This window comes from Mucilaginibacter pankratovii, assembly GCF_014773265.1.
In the GTDB taxonomy this organism is placed as follows: domain Bacteria; phylum Bacteroidota; class Bacteroidia; order Sphingobacteriales; family Sphingobacteriaceae; genus Mucilaginibacter; species Mucilaginibacter pankratovii.
Genome location: NZ_JACWMY010000002.1, coordinates 323951 through 341617 on the forward strand (window position 1 = coordinate 323951; position 17667 = coordinate 341617).

Here is a 17667-nt window from a genome sequence, read left to right on the forward strand (position 1 = left end):
AATTTAATATATCGCCGGATATTTCCCGGGATTTGCCTCATTCATTACGCTGTAAACGGCTTCTATCACATCATCAAGCGATGGTTTGCTGAAGTAATCGCCATCTGAGCCATATGGCGGGCGGTGTTCGGCGCCGCAAAGGGTACGTGGCTGGGCATCAAGTGAGTAATAGCCTTTTTGCTTTTCTATTACTTTTTGCAGGATGTAGGCCGAGCCGCCGCCGGGGATATCTTCATCAACCACCAGCAGCTTATTGGTTTTGCGCAGCGAACTGGCGCATACGTTTTCGGTATCAAAAGGGTAAAGGGTTTGCGGGTCAACCACTTCTATATGGATGCCCATTTTCTCCAGTTCCACGGCCGCTTCCATCACAATGCGCAGGGTGGAGCCGTAGGTTACTACGGTAATATCGTTCCCTTCTCTCAGTATCTCGGCTTTGCCCAATGGCACGGTAAACTCACCAACGTTGGCCGGCAATTTCTCTTTTAAACGGTAACCGTTAAGGCATTCTATTACCAGCGCTGGCTCGTCGCCACGCAGCAGGGTGTTGTACATACCTGCAGCTTGGGTCATATCGCGTGGTACGCAGATGTGCATGCCGCGCATAGAATTGAGTATGGTACCCAGCGGCGAGCCCGAGTGCCAGATCCCCTCCAACCTGTGCCCGCGCGAGCGGACGATCAGCGGCGCTTTTTGCCCACCGCGTGTACGGTAGCTTAAGCTGGCCACATCATCGCTTAAAACGGTGAGGGCGTATATCAGGTAATCGAGGTATTGGATCTCCGCAATGGGCCGTAAGCCACGCATGGCCAAGCCCAGCCCCTGCCCTATGATGGTAGCTTCGCGGATGCCTGTATCGGTGATCCGTAGATCGCTGTATTTAGCTTGTAAGCCTGCAAAGCCCTGGTTTACGTCGCCAATGGCACCCACATCCTCGCCAAAGGCGACTATGCTTTTATCCCGTTCAAAATTGGCATCAAAGCAGGCGTTCAGCACCTCGCGGCCATCTAAAAGCCTGGCGTCTTCGGCATATTCAGCTTTAACAACGGGCACCAGCAGCGGCGAATGCGGTGTATCCGTAAATAATTTAGAATTGAAACGCTCTTTATTTTTAACAAACTCCTCTTTCAGATAATCGGCCAGCACCTTGCGCTCGTGCGAATTTTCGCCAAGGGTGATGCGCAATGCCTTGCGCACGGCAGCAATAGTATCCCTACGACCGGGGTCAACGCAACTTTGTAACTCCTTTGTCAGCTCGTGTAACTCATTATGCTTTGGCGAATACTCGGCAATGTTCTCTATCAACTCAACAGCCTCGTCCATTTCAGATTTTATCTCACCGCCCAGGTCTGCCCATGCCTCTTTCTGGCATTCGCGCACATATTTTTTGGCGGTAGCTTCCAGTTCGTCGATGTCTTCGGTAGTAATAATTGCCGATTCGATCATCCATTTGCGCATCTGCACCAGGCAATCGTGTTCGTCTTCCCAGCCCAGCCTGGCTTTTGATTTATAGCGCTCGTGCGAGCCCGATGTAGAGTGCCCCTGCGGCTGGGTCATCTCTATTACGTGTACCATTACAGGTACGTGCTCTTCGCGGCAAATTTTTATAGCGCGTTCGTACGTTTCGCAAAGGGCAACATAATCCCAGCCCTTCACTTTAAAGATCTCGTAACCTGCTCCCCTGGCATCGCGCTGGAAACCTTTTAGCACTTCGGAGATATCTTCTTTGGTGGTTTGCAGTTTGGCGGGCACAGATATCGCGTAAGCGTCATCCCATATAGAGATAGCCATAGGCACCTGTAAAACCCCGGCGGCATTAAAAGTCTCGAAAAATAAGCCCTCGGAGGTAGAGCCGTTGCCAATGGTGCCAAAAGCAACTTCGTTACCGTTCACCGAGAACTGTTTAAGGTATTCCAGCTCTTTATTCTGGCGGTATAATTTTGATGCATAGGCCAAGCCCAGCAGCCGCGGCATATGCCCGCCGGTGGTAGAAAGGTCCGACGCGGTATTTTTTGTTTCGGCCTGGTTTACCCAGTTACCGTCTTTATCAACGTAGCGTGTAGCATAGTGGCAATTCATTTGCCTGCCTGCCGATGCAGGGTCCTTCTCAATATCGGGGTGCGCGTATAACTGCGCGAAGAACTCCCTCAGGTTACTCATGCCGGTGGCAAACATAAAAGTTTGGTCGCGGTAGTAGCCTGCGCGCCAGTCGCCATTGCGGAAAACCTTGGCCATAGCCAACTGGGCAACTTCTTTGCCGTCGCCAAAAATGCCAAACTTGGCTTTACCTGTAAGAACTTCCCTGCGGCCCAAAATACTGGCCTGCCTGCTTTCATAACCAACGCGGTAATCGTTGATCACAATTTTTTTGAAATCATCAAAACTGAGTTCGGCAGCTGTTAGTTCATTGCCATGGTGTATTACAGTTTCGGGCATACAATATTTTGTTTAGGCGGTAAAATTATAAAATTCTATTCTGTTTTTGTAATTGGTAACTGTAAAACATATAGTTTGTGCAATAGTTTTTAATTTGCGTTAAACCTTTTATATTTGTAATAATCAAACAGTAACCATGAAAAAAATAATGATGATTTGCGCAGTGTTTTTAGGCTTAGCCTTCACTGCAAATACAGCGATGGCGCAGGATGATACCAAAGCCGAGTTTAAATTCACTGAAGAAAAGCACGATTTTGGTAAAATACCAAAGGGCGTACCCGTTACCACCGTATTTGAATTTACTAACGTTGGCCAGGAGCCTCTTATTTTAACCGATGTACGCCCTACCTGCGGCTGTACCATTGCCGATTATACCAAAACACCGGTATTAAAAGGAGGTAAAGGTTCAATCAAGATCACCTACAACGCAGCTGGTGTATCGGCATTTAACAAAACCATTGTAGTTACATCAAACTCTAAAACACCTACCAAATATTTAATTATATCAGGCGAGGTTGTAGAGAAGGTAACGGCAAGCAGTAAATAAGGAGCCTCAGCCCGGCCCTCTTCAGGAGAGAGATAAAATTTTAAGGCATCGCAAACAGCGGTGCCTTTTTTGTTGATAAGAATCTCTCTCCGCGTTATTAAGTTGGTTACGCTTAATGTTTATTTCGAGCGGAGCGCATTAACTGTCCCAAACTGTCCCATCTGATTTTCTTTTTCGATTTTCATTAATTTTCATATCGTATTTATAATAAGCACCTTATGGATATTATTTAAATAACAGGGATGTCCCAAAGTGTCCCGCCTAAAACATGTAAATCACTAACAATCAATGTAAAACAAATTTCAAGGTGTTTCACTCGCTAATTGGGACACTTATTGCGTAAAAAAGCCGATACAGTTACAAGGCCGGGCGGCGGCAGCCTTTCAACAAACTGAAAAGCCGGTGAGCGTATGATTTTTTTACTAATTTTGCAGCATGCCAAAAATTTCGCAAAAGGGGCAGCGGATGCCAGCCTCGCCTATACGTAAACTAACACCATTTGCCGATAAAGCTAAGCTGGAAGGCAAAAAAGTATATCATTTAAACATTGGCCAGCCGGATATTGAAACGCCGGAGGGCATGCTGAACGCCATTAAAAATATAGATTTTAAGGTATGGGCCTATACCCCAAGTGAAGGTACACTTAGCTACCGCAAAAAACTTACAGAATACTACAATAAACTGGGCTACAACATTACGCCCGAAAATATTATTGTTACCACCGGCGGATCAGAAGCTATCACCATTGCCATGATGAGCTGCCTGGATGAGGGCGACGAGGTAATTATTCCCGAGCCTTTTTACGCCAACTACAACGGCTTTGCCAACCAAACCGATGTGATAGTAAAACCCATTTTATCTTATATTGATAATGGCTTCGCCTTGCCACCTATCAGTGAGTTTGAGAAGCTGATCGGCCCGAAAACAAAGGCGATCATCATTTGCAACCCCAATAACCCAACCGGTTACCTGTATTCGCAGGCGGAGCTGGATGCACTGAAAGAACTGGCCCTAAAATACGACCTGTACCTCTTCAGCGATGAAGCTTACCGCGAGTTTTGCTACGATGGCCGCACTTTCATCTCCCCCATGCATTTGGATGGATTGGACGAGAACGTAATTATAATGGACACCGTGAGCAAGCGTTACAGCGCCTGCGGTGCACGCCTGGGTTGCCTTATCACCAAAAACAAAGCGGTTGTTGCCGCGGGCTTAAAGTTTGCGCAGGCACGTTTATCACCTGGCATGGTAGAGCAAATTGCAGGCGAAGCTGCCGTTGATACCCCCGACGAATACTTCACCGCCGTTAATAAAGAATATACCAAACGCCGCGATACACTGGTAACTGCCCTTAATAAAATAGAAGGTGTTTACTGCCCTAACCCGGGCGGCGCGTTCTATGTAGTGGCCAAATTCCCGATAGATAATGCCGATAAATTTTGCCAGTGGATGCTGGAAGAATTTAGTTACGATAACCAAACCGTGATGATGGCACCGGCAACCGGCTTTTACAGCACACCCGGAGCGGGCACCAACGAAGTGCGCATGGCCTACGTATTGAATAACGATGACCTGAACAAGGCAATGGTTGTTTTGGCAGAGGGACTTAAAGCATATCCGGGGAAAACAGTTGGCAGTTAGCAGTTAGCAGTGGGCAACGGAGAGTTTGCAGTTAGTTGTCTTGATCTAAACACCAATGAACTAATGAACAAGTGAACCAATGAACCAACAAAAACTAAGCTGGATAAATAACCTACGGCTGTTGGCCATGTTTGCCGTGGTGGTTTTGCATACGGCCTCGCCGTTGCTCTTTAATTATAAAACTGTTGCGCTGGGCGATTGGATGGCTGCCGATGTTTATAATGCCGTTACACGGTTTGCCGTACCGGTTTTTGTGATGATAACAGGTGCATTGGTATTGGGCAAGGATTATGAACTGGGCGACTTCCTGAAGAAACGGCTTGGCCGCTTGCTCCTCCCCTTCCTGTTTTGGAGCCTGGTTTATGTGGGGTACCAGTGGTACGAAGAGATCATCTACTTTAATCGGGGTACCTGGGGTAATATCAGCATGGTACTGCATCAGCTTAAGATCGGCAGCTCCTACCATTTATGGTATGTTTATCTGTTGGTGGGCTTATACCTGGTTATCCCCATCATCAGCAAATTTGTGCGGAATGCTTCGGAGAAAGAGCTCCTTTATTTTTTGGCGATTTGGTTTATCACCATATTAATCAGCAGCCCCTATCTTACCCGTTTTGAAACTGCGGTAGAACTCCGGTATTTCAGCGGCTATACTGGTTATTTGGTACTCGGTTATTATTTGGCCAATAAACAATTCAATTTTCCGGGAGTAGTGTTTATGGCGGCGTTAATATTCATCTGCTTCGCCACGGTCATTTCCATCGGCACCTATTATTTGGAGATAAGGACAAAAGAACTGAGCACTTATTTTTACGAACCGGTGGGGCCTTTTGTGGTGATGCTATCGGTCGGCGGATTCCTCATAGCAAAGAACATCAGGGTAATAATACCGCCCAAATTAGAACGCGTTTTTGCAAATACAAGCAAATTTACGCTGGGAATTTACTTTAGCCACGCGCTGATATTGAATATACTGGACCTGAATGGTGTTACGTACGCCATCTTCAATCCCTGGCTGAGCATCCCGCTTGTAGCGCTTTTGTGCTTTGTGATATCGTGGTTATTAATTTATGTTATGAGTAAAGTCCCCGTAGTTAAGCATTTGGCCGGGTAGCCTTATCTGGCAAAGAATTTGCTTTTAAAGTTCACTGGATACTGCCAAATAAATGCCGTATCTTTGTACTATCTGCAAACTGGCAAATAATACTGCCAACTCAAAAAATGGGGTCGACCGGAATTGACAGGATGGAGATAAATAAGTAAGCATGCAGCGCGTTGGGTGAATTAGCGCTTAAATCTGAACGCTCAAACTTACAAATGGCGAAAATAACTACGCCTTAGCTGCCTAATTTAGAATTAGCATAGCTTTTGTCCCGCCGGTTTTCTGTTCTGTTGGATCGGCAACCGGGGCATCGAAAAACGGAAATAGCCTGCTTAAAGGTGTGGTAAGCAAGCGAAACAAAGCACCTAAGGATTAAGGTACAGGTAAGCGGTTAACCTTCCATAGTCTCTACAATTAAATAACAGCTAAGCATGTAGAAAGCTTACCTTATACCATGTTTGGACGAGGGTTCGAATCCCTCCGGCTCCACTTAACCATCAAATAATCGCCTTTAAATCAAGCATTTAAAGGCGATTTTTGTTTTAGGTGTCAATAGCAATCCGAGACATAAATGAGCGCAGATCGTCAGGTCATCCCCATGAACCAGGATGCATTTTTTTGGAAACAAATTAACTGAGGCGCTGCTCTCTATTTCGCCCAATCACCATCCGTAACAAATGAAAACAGCGGTATGTATTACAGAGTAATAGTGCATTATTATTATTAAACCAGACACAGCGACTTGCTGCATGTGGACGTGATAATTAGAAATTACTTGTAGACAGTACGATAGTTGAACCAGGATTGGTAACGTCAGCGTCATCCTCGGCAGTAATGAAAAACTTGACGGGATCGTAAGATAGTACAGAGGTAAATTCAGCATTACGTTCTTTAGAGAACCAAGCTTCGCTGCTTACGAGTTTTCCAAGGCTTTTGTTGCCATCGCTCTTAGTTTGAACCCAAACGATGTACATTTTGTGCGGCGGGGTTAACCTTGATGGGTCTACAAGGTTATCCACTTTCATGGTTACCTGCCGGTTCCCGTTTCCATCTTTACCAAGTTTCACCGAACCCTCGGCCGATGGCACTACTACCGACTTGTCGAAGCGGAGTGATTTTGAACAGGATACTAACGCGAATGCCATGATTAAAACCATACCGATGTAGCGAAAGGAGTTGAGGGTAAATTTTTTCATAATGATTATTTTCTTAAACTAAGATGCCATGCAAACTTATAGTTACACAACACCATCAGTGCAAAAAGGAAGCCAGATAGAAAGCAATGAATGGATTGCGCTAATTGTGTGAATAGTTGATCAAGTCCATTAACCTACGGCATTTTTTTTCTCAAAATTCGATCTTGCCAATTTAAACCACTCCTGCCCCTCCGTATAATAAGTCGTACTCCTGCCTATCTTTTCTGTTTTGATCGCCTCCCCATTTATTGTGGATTTAAGTTTAAATTGATGGTCGAAATTTCAATCAAGTGCATTGCAATTAATCGCTTGGTTAGCGGCGTAAATGTTTAGGTATATGTACATACCGGGTTGGTGGTTTTAACCATTCAAGTAAAAGTCCCCATGGGTATCTTTGGGTAGATACTATAATGTGTTGTTTCTACAAATAATAGCCACGTATATCAATTAAATGCCTATGACTATGTATTGGGCGGCGCTACTGAATTTAATGAAGAGACGCCAAACACTGATCACGTAAATTTAGTTACGTGATTAAGAGTTAATTAATTATATGGATAAAAAAGAAAAATCGTTTAAACCTGCCAAGGATAAAATCGTAGTTATTGGAACATCAGCAGGCGGAATGAACGCTTCTATTGAATTTTTAAAACAACTCAGCCCTGATTTTCCTGCACCAGTTCTGCTGGTACAGCATATATCAGGTGATGCCTCAGGTGAGGCTTTGTTAAACTCCTTGAATAACAGCACCCCTTTAACTTGCGTTCAGGCGGTACACGGTGAGATGATAAAAAAAGGATACGTTTATCTGGCACCACCCGATCATCACCTTTTGGTTAATAAAACCGGGCATTTGCAGGTTACAAAAGGCGCAAGGGAAAACCGGTCGCGGCCCGCAATAGATCCGCTGTTTCGGTCGGCCGCTGTTGCTTTCGGAAACAGGGCCATCGGTATTATACTATCAGGTTATCTGGATGATGGCACTGCGGGTTTAATAGCTATACAACGGTGCGGCGGCACCTGCATTATACAGGACCCAAACGATGCAGAATACCCGGATATGCCTAAAAATGCTTTAAACCAGGTGGACGTTGATTTCTGTTTACCTGTAAAAGAAATGGGCAGCGCAATAATAGGTATATTGAGCAAGCCATTTAAAAAGCAGCAGGAAATACCAAAAGACATTCAAAAGGAGGCGGAAATTGCCGAACGGGTTGTAGGTGACCTGGATGCTGTAAACGCATTAGGCGAGCAGGTGCCCTTTAATTGCCCCGGATGCGGGGGCGTACTATGGAAAATGAAGGAAGGGCCCTCCCTGAGGTTCCGTTGCTTTACCGGGCATGCTTATACCGCTGCAGCTTTACTCTCCGAACAAAATAACAAAATAGAAGAAACCATGTGGACGGCTCTACGCATGTTTGAAGAACGAAGGAACTTGCTTACAACACTTGCAAAAGACCAAAGTGGCGCTACGGCACGCTCTTCTATAGAACGTGCCGAACTATCCCAGGTGCACATAGACCGCATCCGCGCTATTTTACTTGCCGACGATTATCGCGGCGAAAGTGAGTAGCAAACATAATCTTATTATTTTGGTTATAGGTTTAGAAATTGCCTTTAAATTCAACATAAATTGCTTTTTAGGCAATAATTTTCTTAACAACCTAAGGTTAGTGTAAAGTAAATAACATTAACTTTAGCTGTTAATTACCTACCTAATCTACAACCCATCAATGGTCAAAGCAAGAAGAGCAATCACACCGGAACTTATTGTAAAGAGAAGCGCCGGAAAGGCAAGTAAGCCCAAATCTTTCCCGATTATTGCCATAGGCGGGTCGGCAGGATCGTTTACGGCTTACGAGAAATTTTTCGGAACAATGCCCGCCGATAGCGGAACGGCAATAGTGATCATTATGCATCTCGACCCTTTGCATAAAAGCCAGCTTTCGGAGGTGTTACAACGTTATACTCCAATGCCGGTTATTGAGGCAACAGACGGTGTTGCGATTGAGCCGGACCATGTATATGTTATCCCATCTAATAAAGATATGGGAATTCATAACCGGAAATTATTGTTACTTTCCGCCTCCAAACAGGAAGGCTTACGCCAACCAATAGATTACTTTTTGCAAAGCCTGGCCAACGATCAATGGAACAGGGCGGTAGCGGTGATTCTTTCGGGCATGGGCTCTGATGGTGAAACCGGCATCCGCATGATCAAAGAAAACCTTGGCTTAACCCTTGCCCAGGACCCTAACACCGCTGCTTATAACAGCATGCCCCTGGCGGCCATAGGCACCAACCTGATAGATTATGTGCTTGCGCCCGAAGATATGCCCCTAAAGATCATTCAGTACCTCAACCACCCCGCAATTGCAGAAGAAGCCAGTGATGATATTAAAATCTCTCTAAAAAACAATAACGCGGTCCAGAAAATACTGATGCTACTGCGCACGCATACGGGTAACGACTTTTCGCTTTACAAAAAAAGCACTGTTACGCGGCGGATCGACCGCCGCATTGCTTTTAACCAGTTTACAGATTATGGGCAGTATGCAAATTTCCTGGCTGATAATTCCGAAGAAACCGAAAGTCTTTTCAACGAGCTACTAATAGGCGTAACAAAATTTTTCAGGGATGCGGCTGCATTCGAGTCCCTTAGCCACCATATAAAAGAAATTTTTCAGCGTAAAAAAAATGATGATGCCATCCGTGTATGGGTAGCAGGCTGCTCTACGGGCGAGGAAGCCTATTCAGTGGCTATGTTACTGGTGGAAAGCTTAGACGAGCTAAAACTAACACACGCGTCGAAAATCCAGGTATATGCAACCGATCTGGATCCGGTTGCATTGGAACATGCACGTGTGGGCCATTATCATAGCAACATTGTATCCGAAGTATCGCCGCAACGTTTAAGACACTTTTTCCATAAAGATGAAGATGGTTTTCGGGTTAAAAAAGAATTACGAGACCTCATTGTATTTGCACAGCAAAACCTGGTGAAGGATCCGCCTTTCATCAAACTCGACCTGCTTTGCTGCCGCAATATGTTGATATACTTTACAAACGAGCTGCAAAAAAAAATCATCCCTTTATTTTATTATGCCCTAAACCCAAATGGGGTAATGTTTATGGGGCCGGCAGAAACCATAGGCGGTTTTACCGACATGTTTAAATCGATTGACCCTAAATGGAAAATATTTACCCGGCTGGAAGGCAATATCAGGCTAAGCACCATGATAGATTTCCCTTTTCAAACCGGCCAGCAACCCAAACAGCCGTTAAAACAGAATGATATGCCCGAACCCAATCAAAAACGCTCCATTACAGATATTTTTAACAAAATCCTGATAGATAAATTTTTACCGCCATCGGTGCTGGTTAACGAGAAAGGCGACATCCTGTATAACAACGGCAATACCGCTACTTACCTGGAACTGCCACGCGGCGAAACCGTGGTGAACAATATTTTAAAACTGGCACGCGAGGAGTTGAAGTACGCCTTATCTGACAGCATGCAACAAGCGCTGAAAAGCGATGATATTATTGTTGCTGATAACGTAAGTTTTAAAGATAATAAAGAACAGCGGGTGGTAAGTATCCGGGCTACAGCAGTTAGGGAACCGGGTACCCCCGTGCAGGTGCTGATTGTTTTTGAAGATCAGGGTTTGGGAAATGCCGCTAAAAACCAACCAGACATAAACGGACCTAACGATAGCACAGCAACAACGAAACTTAAAAAAGAACTCGTTTATACCAAGCAGCAGTTAACAAATACAGTTGAGCAAATGGAAGGCTCGCTGGAACGGATAAGGCTAAGTAACGAAGAGCTGCAAAGCACCAACGAGGAACTGCAAAGCACGAATGAAGAATCGCTGACCACTAAAGAAGAAATGCAATCGCTAAATGAGGAATTAATGACCGTTAATTCTCAATACCAATCTAAAACAGAAGAACTTACCCGGCTTAATAACGATATGAAGAACTTATTGGAAGCCACGGAAGTTTGCACTTTATTTTTGGATAACGACCTGAATATCCTACGGTATACACCGCAGGTTCGCAAATTATTTAACCTCATTGCAACCGATGTGGGCCGCCCAATTAGTCACGTAGTTTCCAACTTCGACCAGCCGATCAATGAAGATGATATCAGGGAGGTAATAGATAAGTTATGCATAAAAGTTACCGATGTTAAAACCAAGAACAATGAATGGTACCGAATACGCATTATGCCCTATCGCACTTTAGATAATTATATCTCAGGCGCGGTTTTAACCCTGACGTTAATCACTGACTATAAGCTGATGCAATCGAGCCTGGAGGTATGCAAGGATTATTTGGCTTCCATCGTAAACGAGATGCCGCAAGCTACCTTTCAACTCGACAAAAGTTTAAAAATCACCAGCGCTAATACAGCAGCTTCCACTTTATTTGGGCTGGTTCCGCATAAGCTGCTTGGCCAAAAGGTTGACGAGTTTTTGAAAAAGCACTGGAAAACAGATACACCGGGCGAATTACTGCAACAATGCTTATTTGAACGAAGAATGGGTATGGCAACAGTAATTGTAAAGGGGAAGAAGCCGATTACTTACCTGCTGGAAGTGCGTCCGTTTTTTGAAGACACCGTTACTACGCCTTTAATTGTTTTGAGCATTAATGAAAAACCAGTCGGAGCGTAAGCCTTTAAGTGTAAAGGAGAAAAGTATCATATCTCCCCATGAAGAGCACCTGGAAAAAGTGTTGGAAGAGTTACACTTGTACCAGGCCGAACTGGAGATGCAAAACGATGAGCTTAGAATTGCTAACGAGAAATTAAAACTTCAGCAAATTAAGTTTGCCGGGATTTATGACCTGGCCCCGATAGGATATTACATTCTTGATAAAACCGGACTAATCATTGAAGTTAATAATGTAGGAATTACCCTACTGGAATCTGTTAAAAGCAACATTTTAAATAACAAACTGCAAAGCTTTGTTGCGGCCGAAGATATGGATACGTATCATATCTTTTTCAGGGAGATGCTTAATAGCGGAAGAAAGCAAAGCTGCCACCTAAAAATAAGATCGAGGAAAGGCCGGGAGTTTTATGTGCAGATGGAAGGCATCGCTATTACGCCTGTGCGTACTTTGCCATTGCAATGCGACATTGCCGTAATGGATATAACGAAAAGGGTACATGCGGAGATGGTATTGGCGAAAACCAAGGAGCGGCTCGAACTTGCTTTAGAGGCCTCGTCATCGGGTACCTGGGAACTGGAGCTGGATACCATGAAATTTTACCTCGACGAATTCAATTACCAAACCTGGGCTATTCCCGGCGATAAATTCGACGGGCGATACCAAACGTTTATCAACCTTATTCACCCGGATGACCGTGCCAATATAGATCACCAGTTCCGGGTTGCGATGAATAATCAACAATCGATCGATCTTGTTTGCCGTTTTAACAATCAAAGCGGCCTTACCTGTTTCGCCAGCATCCGTGGGCACGTGATCACCGAATCCGGGCAACCGAGCCGCTTTGTGGGTATAATGATGGATATTACCGGAAAAAAAAATCTGGAGGAAGAAGCCATCCGCGCTAAAATTGATCAGCAAAAAAATATTGCGCTGGCTACTATCCATGCGGAAGAGAACGAACGCGCCAGAATTAGTGATGCACTTCACGACAGTGTTAGCCAGTTATTATACGGAATCCGGATCAAGCTCCGCACCTTATTTGATGCGGAAGACCCTACCGAAGTAATGAAAACCGTTTACGAGCTTTTAGATATGGCTGTGCTGGAAACACGGAACATTTCTTTTGAATTAGCGCCGTCGATATTAAATGATTTTGGTTTGCGGGCAACAATCGATGAAATGGCTAAGCGCCTCTCTACGCCAAAAATGCTGATCAAAACAAAGCTTACGCGGCTGAACGAGCGATTAAGCCTACCACTTGAAGCAAATATTTTCCGCATTTTACAGGAACTCGTTAATAACGCCCTGAAGCATTCCGGTGCCACACTAATTACCCTTGAGGTTAAAAAAAGTAAAAGTATCGAGATTTGCGTAACGGATAACGGAAAGGGGTTTGATGTAGCAAAACAGGAAGATATCGCTTCCGGTTCAGGACTATCCAGCATCAAAAACCGGCTGAGTTTATATAACGGTTATCTAACTATTGAGTCTCAACCCGGAGAGGGTACTGTAGTTAAGATCAAATTAGACATCACTTCTGAGTAATTGCCATGTTAAAATCTACCTTAAACATCATACTGGCCGATGACCACCTCATTGTAAGAGGCGGCATCAAATCAATGCTGGAAAAGGAGAAAGCTTTCCAAATCACCGGCGAAGCTAATAATGGCGCCGAAGTACTTAGCCTGCTTGAAAATGGCACCATGGCGGATATCATATTGGTGGATATGAACATGCCCGTAATGGGCGGCATTGAATTAACTGAACGCTTAAAAGCAGATTACCCTAAAGTAAAAGCAATTATGTTAAGCGCTTTGGACACTGAAAAATATGTGATCAAGGCTTTCAAATCCGGAGCTTGCGGCTACTTATTAAAAAGTGTCAGTACCGCTGAGTTAATATTTGCCATTCGTCACACTCATGAATACGGGCAGTATATCTGCGCGGAGTTATCAACGCGTTTTCTTACTCGTTTGCTCACCATCCCCGATCCTATTACCCATGAAAACGTTCACAACATCGAGTTTTCTACAAGGGACATTGAGATCCTCACCCTGCTCGCCGAAGGTTATACCAACCAGGAAATAGGCGACAAGCTTTTTACCAGCAAGCGAACTATTGAAAACCACCGGCAACAGCTCATCGATAAAACCGACTCCCGAAATACCATCGCGCTGATCCGGTTCGCAATGCTTAACGGAGTTATCTAACCATACAACCATTTAGAGTAAAACCCGTAATGCTTTAGGGGGTTATCCCCTCGTGTGTAAAATTGTGCCCGGCTACCTTTATTAAAAATAAGGGCCATGCAAAAGATGTTAACTACAAAGCTACTCAACGGGCTGGTAAGCCAAGGGTACCGGTACTGCTATTCTAAAACTACCGCTATCGTGGGAGACGATGCAAATATATGCATCACCCTGGTTCCTGTAAAAACCGAACCGTCACTTATTAACCTGCCGGAAAAATTCGATACCTATTTCGACCTTGCTGAAGAACCGGTGCAAATGGCACTGGGTGTTGATGAAACCATTATCCTGGTAGACCTGGTGGACATGAATGCATTTAAGGAGGTAAGCCCATGAGAAAGCGCATATTAGTATTGGATGACGATGCTGCTGTATTGGATATTTTGCAGGTATTGTTTGACTATGAAGGCTTTGAGGCTATCGTAGTGCAGGACACTCACGATCTCATAAGTTTAGTAAGGCAACACCAACCTGGGTTGATCTTATTGGACTTTTACCTGAACGACATCAATGGCGGCGATTGGTGTTCGCAACTCAAAAAAGATCCGGAATTTACGGCTATTCCGGTTATTATTTTTACCGCCGGCTCTAAACCTATTACAAAGGGGAGTTATGGCTGTGACGACTTTATTGCAAAACCATTTGATATAGATGACTTGGTGAAGCGTGTTAAAATATTGGTTACCCGCGATAACACTCTACAGTTTGCACGCGCTATAATTCAGCAACATGCATCTTTAACGATTAGCAATAACTTGTGAAGATGATAAAAGTAACAGAGCCGGAAACAGGCTTAATAAACGAGTTAAACGCACATCCGGTAAGATCATTCCAATCGGGCCTGTCGATGATCGGTTAATGACAAATATTTGATAGTGCACGTCAAATGATCTAAAGTTACTAAGGTCCACGCGCTCCCTGTGGGCGATTAATTTATCGGGGCATTAGTACCCTGCAGTCTAAAATGACTGAAAGTGATTTCCACTTACGTGCTTGCATACCCTTATTGTTTACACACATTAAAGATTTATATTCCAGTCTTCTATAAATTGTTATTATAACGGGCGTCACAGATATAAATACCTATCTATCAATAAATAATGTGTAAAGTGTGCATTTTTTATACACTAAACGCACAACCCTTTCTGCGTTAACAATTATGGTTATAACTATATATAACTTTAAATCACGAATAATATTAACATGAAAAATCCTCCAATATTAACGCGGAGATGGTGTTATTTTAAAGTGCTTTCAATGAAAAAAATCTACCTGAAACATTTTGCTCAGCTGTTGTTGGTTGGGTTGCTTATCAGCATACAAAGTTGTAAAAAAGATGAGCCCGCTTATTCGGACGTTACGCCACCGGTTGTAACAACAAATGTAATAACTAACGAGGCTCCAACCACTGAAATAGTTCCTTTATACGTATCCACCACGGTATCCGGAACGGATAATATCCCTCAACCTACAAGGATCTGTACAGCTCCAAACGGGTCGATGTACATTACATCACAAAACCAGGGAAAAGTTTATAAAGTACTAAAAAACGGTACTGTTACAATAGCAGTTGATAAACTACGCGGGCCCTATGGCATAAAGGCCGCAAAAAATGGTGATATATATGTTGCAGTTGCGGGGGAAAACAAGATTATTAAAATAAAGCCTTCCGGGTATATAAGCAAGGTAAAACTTAGCCTCAGCCTCAATACGCCCCAGGATATAGCCATTGCCGATGACGGTACCTTATTTATAGCCGATAGTTATAACAGAAGAATTATTAAAGTTACTCCGGATAATGAGTGCAGTATTTTGGCAGGAAAGACAGGGCTTTTTGGAATTAAAGATGGAATAGGCGCCAGCGCACATTTTAGCTACCTGAGCAGCATACGATTAGCGGCGGATGGCTTTTTATGGGTTATTGACGGTGATGGAGTTAGAAGAAACGGACATACTATCAGGAGAATTACACAAAAAGGACAAGTTAATACGTACTTTTTTCAAAAAGATAAGAAATATGATATATTAGATATGGCTGTTAAGAAACTTGACAGAAACCTAAATCCTTCTCCTATCGAAAACCTCTTTCTGGTGTATCAGAATAATAGAATTACTCAATTGGGTACAAATGGTGTAGAAACAGAACTCTCCGCATATACCGATGCTGGTTTCACTGGCGGCTTGTTAGGAAAGGATGCCAGATTTTCCATGCCGACCGGAATTTCCTTTAACGAAAATGATATTTATGTGGTAGATGCAGGTAACCATGCATTAAGAAAGATATCCCGAAATCAATAATCAATTTATAGAAAAAGCCCGGGGTTATAAATCCCCGGGCTTTTTCGTGTTTGCAAACACGCGTATTAATCGTTTCCGGATGTTTTATGGAATTTATTTAAACACTTATAACAGATATACTTCCGTACATCCACAACAGGAGAACAAACCTTAAAAAAAAGATTACGGGTTACCCTGGAAACATCTGCACTGTTACATTTAGGGCACGAAACGAACGCTGTTGCATGCTGTTTGACGGATGATTCTAATGTTGTAGGCATAATTGGTAGTTCAATAACATAAAATTACTCGTCGAAAAATTAAAATTACCAAGGATAATTAATACGTGTTCATTATGTGAAAAATCGTGGAGTTGTATACAAAACTGTGTAGCAATAATTGAGCATTAGCCTTTCATTAAACTAAATTCACTTAACCAATAAATAATACCTATGAAACGTAAATTTACCATTCCGGCAATGTTACTGGCGCTTGCTTGCTTAACAACCTGTAAAAAAAACGATGTTGCTGAAAGCAAAATAAGCCCCCAAATAGACAATTTAGCGCTAACCGAGATGACTATATCGGGCGTACCTGTAAATTCCGTATTTACAATTGCCCGTGCTCCTTACAAATCAGGGGCAACACTTGTAAATGCTAACGGCAAAAACGCCCGCTTTAATAACCCCTTTGGCATTCAACTGATGGCTGACGGGACAATTTACGTTGCCGATACCGGTAACGATATTATCCGAATGGTAAGCCCAACCGCGGATGTTTCGTCTTTTGCTGTGCCAAATCATGAATTGACCAACCCTGCCTACTGGCTGCATTCGCCAAAATACTTGGGAATTGATGATAACAACGTTGTTTATACTATTGATGACGACCCATCTGAACCAACTGACCGGGTACTTATCTTTACACCAGATGGTGCACTTATTGGCGGATATGGCAATCAATATTATGATCAAAGGGATATGGTTAAAGACCCCTATGCCAATGCATTTTGGTCAATCTCGGGTAATACGATACAAAAGGTGACAGCTAAAAAGTCGAACTTTACTTTTAATTATGAGCCTATAGTATTTACCAACAAATTTTTGCCCGATGAGCCCGGCTATTATACATATCCCGCACTATTTGCCGGTTACAATGGAGTAATTTACTTTGCATATAAAGGGAAGCTTTACAAACATTCTAAAGACAACACCGGGGCGGTTATCTTCCCCGAACTTACTTTTAACAATATCACTTGCATTACAGCTAATAAAGACAGCAGAACCTTATACGTTGCTGACGGTGGTTATATCAAACGCATTGATAATGGGAAACTAAGCATTATTGCCGGCCCCAACAAAACTTTCCCGGACGGACGTGACGGCGTTGGTTCAAAGGCTGATGTAAATGCAAAATATCTCGCATTGAGTAAAGACGAAAGCGCTATTTATTTTTCAGATTCAAAAGCAAATGCGATCAGGAAAATCATCCTCAAATAAATTAAATATTATTATTGGGAGAAACGTTGTTTAAAGA

General features: G+C 43.4%; 13 protein-coding genes and 1 other RNA gene. 12 read left to right on the top strand and 2 right to left on the bottom strand.

Annotated features, from left to right (window positions below; translation table 11 throughout):
- Positions 1-3: 3 nt before the first annotated feature.
- Positions 4-2436 (bottom strand): alpha-ketoacid dehydrogenase subunit alpha/beta, encoded by a 2433-nt coding sequence (locus tag IDJ77_RS04395; RefSeq protein ID WP_191187716.1) that lies wholly within the window; start codon positions 2434-2436, stop codon positions 4-6.
- A gap of 136 nt (positions 2437-2572) precedes the next feature.
- Here IDJ77_RS04395 and IDJ77_RS04400 point away from each other — a divergent pair, with 136 nt between their 5' ends.
- From IDJ77_RS04400 to ssrA, 4 genes are all read left to right on the top strand, one after another.
- Complete coding sequence (locus IDJ77_RS04400) at positions 2573-2983, top strand: DUF1573 domain-containing protein (RefSeq protein ID WP_191187717.1); 411 nt, start codon at positions 2573-2575, stop codon at positions 2981-2983.
- A gap of 435 nt (positions 2984-3418) precedes the next feature.
- Complete coding sequence (locus tag IDJ77_RS04405) at positions 3419-4624, top strand: pyridoxal phosphate-dependent aminotransferase (protein ID WP_191187718.1); 1206 nt, start codon at positions 3419-3421, stop codon at positions 4622-4624.
- 79 nt (positions 4625-4703) lie between these two features.
- Positions 4704-5738 (top strand): acyltransferase, encoded by a 1035-nt coding sequence (locus tag IDJ77_RS04410; RefSeq protein WP_191187719.1) that lies wholly within the window; start codon positions 4704-4706, stop codon positions 5736-5738.
- 109 nt (positions 5739-5847) lie between these two features.
- Positions 5848-6218, top strand: a transfer-messenger RNA (tmRNA) gene (gene ssrA, locus IDJ77_RS04415).
- A gap of 272 nt (positions 6219-6490) precedes the next feature.
- On the opposite strand, the gene IDJ77_RS04420 is transcribed toward ssrA, so the two are convergent.
- Positions 6491-6922, bottom strand: coding sequence for a hypothetical protein (locus tag IDJ77_RS04420; RefSeq protein ID WP_191187720.1), 432 nt, complete (start codon positions 6920-6922; stop codon positions 6491-6493).
- Positions 6923-7475: 553 nt separating this feature from the next.
- On the opposite strand from IDJ77_RS04420, the gene IDJ77_RS04425 reads away from it, so the two are divergent.
- The 8 genes from IDJ77_RS04425 to IDJ77_RS04460 all read left to right on the top strand — a co-directional run bounded on the left by IDJ77_RS04425 (position 7476) and on the right by IDJ77_RS04460 (position 17630).
- On the top strand, positions 7476-8495 hold the full coding sequence (locus IDJ77_RS04425; protein ID WP_191187721.1) for a chemotaxis protein CheB: 1020 nt from the start codon (positions 7476-7478) through the stop codon (positions 8493-8495).
- Positions 8496-8655: 160 nt separating this feature from the next.
- Positions 8656-11604: a CheR family methyltransferase gene (locus IDJ77_RS04430; RefSeq protein WP_191187722.1), complete on the top strand. Its 2949-nt coding sequence runs from the start codon at positions 8656-8658 to the stop codon at positions 11602-11604.
- Positions 11582-13150, top strand: a complete 1569-nt coding sequence (locus tag IDJ77_RS04435; RefSeq protein ID WP_191187723.1) for a PAS domain-containing sensor histidine kinase — start codon at positions 11582-11584, stop codon at positions 13148-13150. Before IDJ77_RS04430 ends, IDJ77_RS04435 begins: the two co-directional genes overlap by 23 nt.
- Before the next feature lie 5 nt (positions 13151-13155).
- Complete coding sequence (locus IDJ77_RS04440) at positions 13156-13815, top strand: response regulator transcription factor (protein ID WP_191187724.1); 660 nt, start codon at positions 13156-13158, stop codon at positions 13813-13815.
- 96 nt (positions 13816-13911) lie between these two features.
- Entirely contained in the window at positions 13912-14190 is a 279-nt protein-coding gene (locus tag IDJ77_RS04445) for a hypothetical protein (protein ID WP_191187725.1), read from the top strand.
- Entirely contained in the window at positions 14187-14615 is a 429-nt protein-coding gene (locus IDJ77_RS04450) for a response regulator (protein WP_191187726.1), read from the top strand. The genes IDJ77_RS04445 and IDJ77_RS04450 overlap by 4 nt, the downstream gene beginning before the upstream one ends.
- A 496-nt stretch (positions 14616-15111) precedes the next feature.
- Positions 15112-16152, top strand: a complete 1041-nt coding sequence (locus IDJ77_RS04455) for an NHL repeat-containing protein (RefSeq protein ID WP_191187727.1) — start codon at positions 15112-15114, stop codon at positions 16150-16152.
- 431 nt (positions 16153-16583) lie between these two features.
- On the top strand, positions 16584-17630 hold the full coding sequence (locus tag IDJ77_RS04460; RefSeq protein ID WP_191187728.1) for an NHL repeat-containing protein: 1047 nt from the start codon (positions 16584-16586) through the stop codon (positions 17628-17630).
- The last annotated feature ends 37 nt before the right edge of the window (positions 17631-17667 follow it).

What these genes read in the sequence shown, in the direction of transcription:
- IDJ77_RS04420 (WP_191187720.1), bottom strand. Translation starts at nt 6,922, where the DNA reads ATGAAAAAATTTACCCTCAACTCCTTTCGCTACATCGGTATGGTTTTA.
- IDJ77_RS04395 (WP_191187716.1), bottom strand. Translation starts at nt 2,436, where the DNA reads ATGCCCGAAACTGTAATACACCATGGCAATGAACTAACAGCTGCCGAA.
- IDJ77_RS04405 (WP_191187718.1), top strand. Translation starts at nt 3,419, where the DNA reads ATGCCAAAAATTTCGCAAAAGGGGCAGCGGATGCCAGCCTCGCCTATA.
- IDJ77_RS04440 (WP_191187724.1), top strand. Translation starts at nt 13,156, where the DNA reads ATGTTAAAATCTACCTTAAACATCATACTGGCCGATGACCACCTCATT.
- IDJ77_RS04450 (WP_191187726.1), top strand. Translation starts at nt 14,187, where the DNA reads ATGAGAAAGCGCATATTAGTATTGGATGACGATGCTGCTGTATTGGAT.
- IDJ77_RS04430 (WP_191187722.1), top strand. Translation starts at nt 8,656, where the DNA reads ATGGTCAAAGCAAGAAGAGCAATCACACCGGAACTTATTGTAAAGAGA.
- IDJ77_RS04455 (WP_191187727.1), top strand. Translation starts at nt 15,112, where the DNA reads ATGAAAAAAATCTACCTGAAACATTTTGCTCAGCTGTTGTTGGTTGGG.
- IDJ77_RS04445 (WP_191187725.1), top strand. Translation starts at nt 13,912, where the DNA reads ATGCAAAAGATGTTAACTACAAAGCTACTCAACGGGCTGGTAAGCCAA.
- IDJ77_RS04460 (WP_191187728.1), top strand. Translation starts at nt 16,584, where the DNA reads ATGAAACGTAAATTTACCATTCCGGCAATGTTACTGGCGCTTGCTTGC.
- IDJ77_RS04400 (WP_191187717.1), top strand. Translation starts at nt 2,573, where the DNA reads ATGAAAAAAATAATGATGATTTGCGCAGTGTTTTTAGGCTTAGCCTTC.
- IDJ77_RS04410 (WP_191187719.1), top strand. Translation starts at nt 4,704, where the DNA reads ATGAACCAACAAAAACTAAGCTGGATAAATAACCTACGGCTGTTGGCC.
- IDJ77_RS04425 (WP_191187721.1), top strand. Translation starts at nt 7,476, where the DNA reads ATGGATAAAAAAGAAAAATCGTTTAAACCTGCCAAGGATAAAATCGTA.
- IDJ77_RS04435 (WP_191187723.1), top strand. Translation starts at nt 11,582, where the DNA reads ATGAAAAACCAGTCGGAGCGTAAGCCTTTAAGTGTAAAGGAGAAAAGT.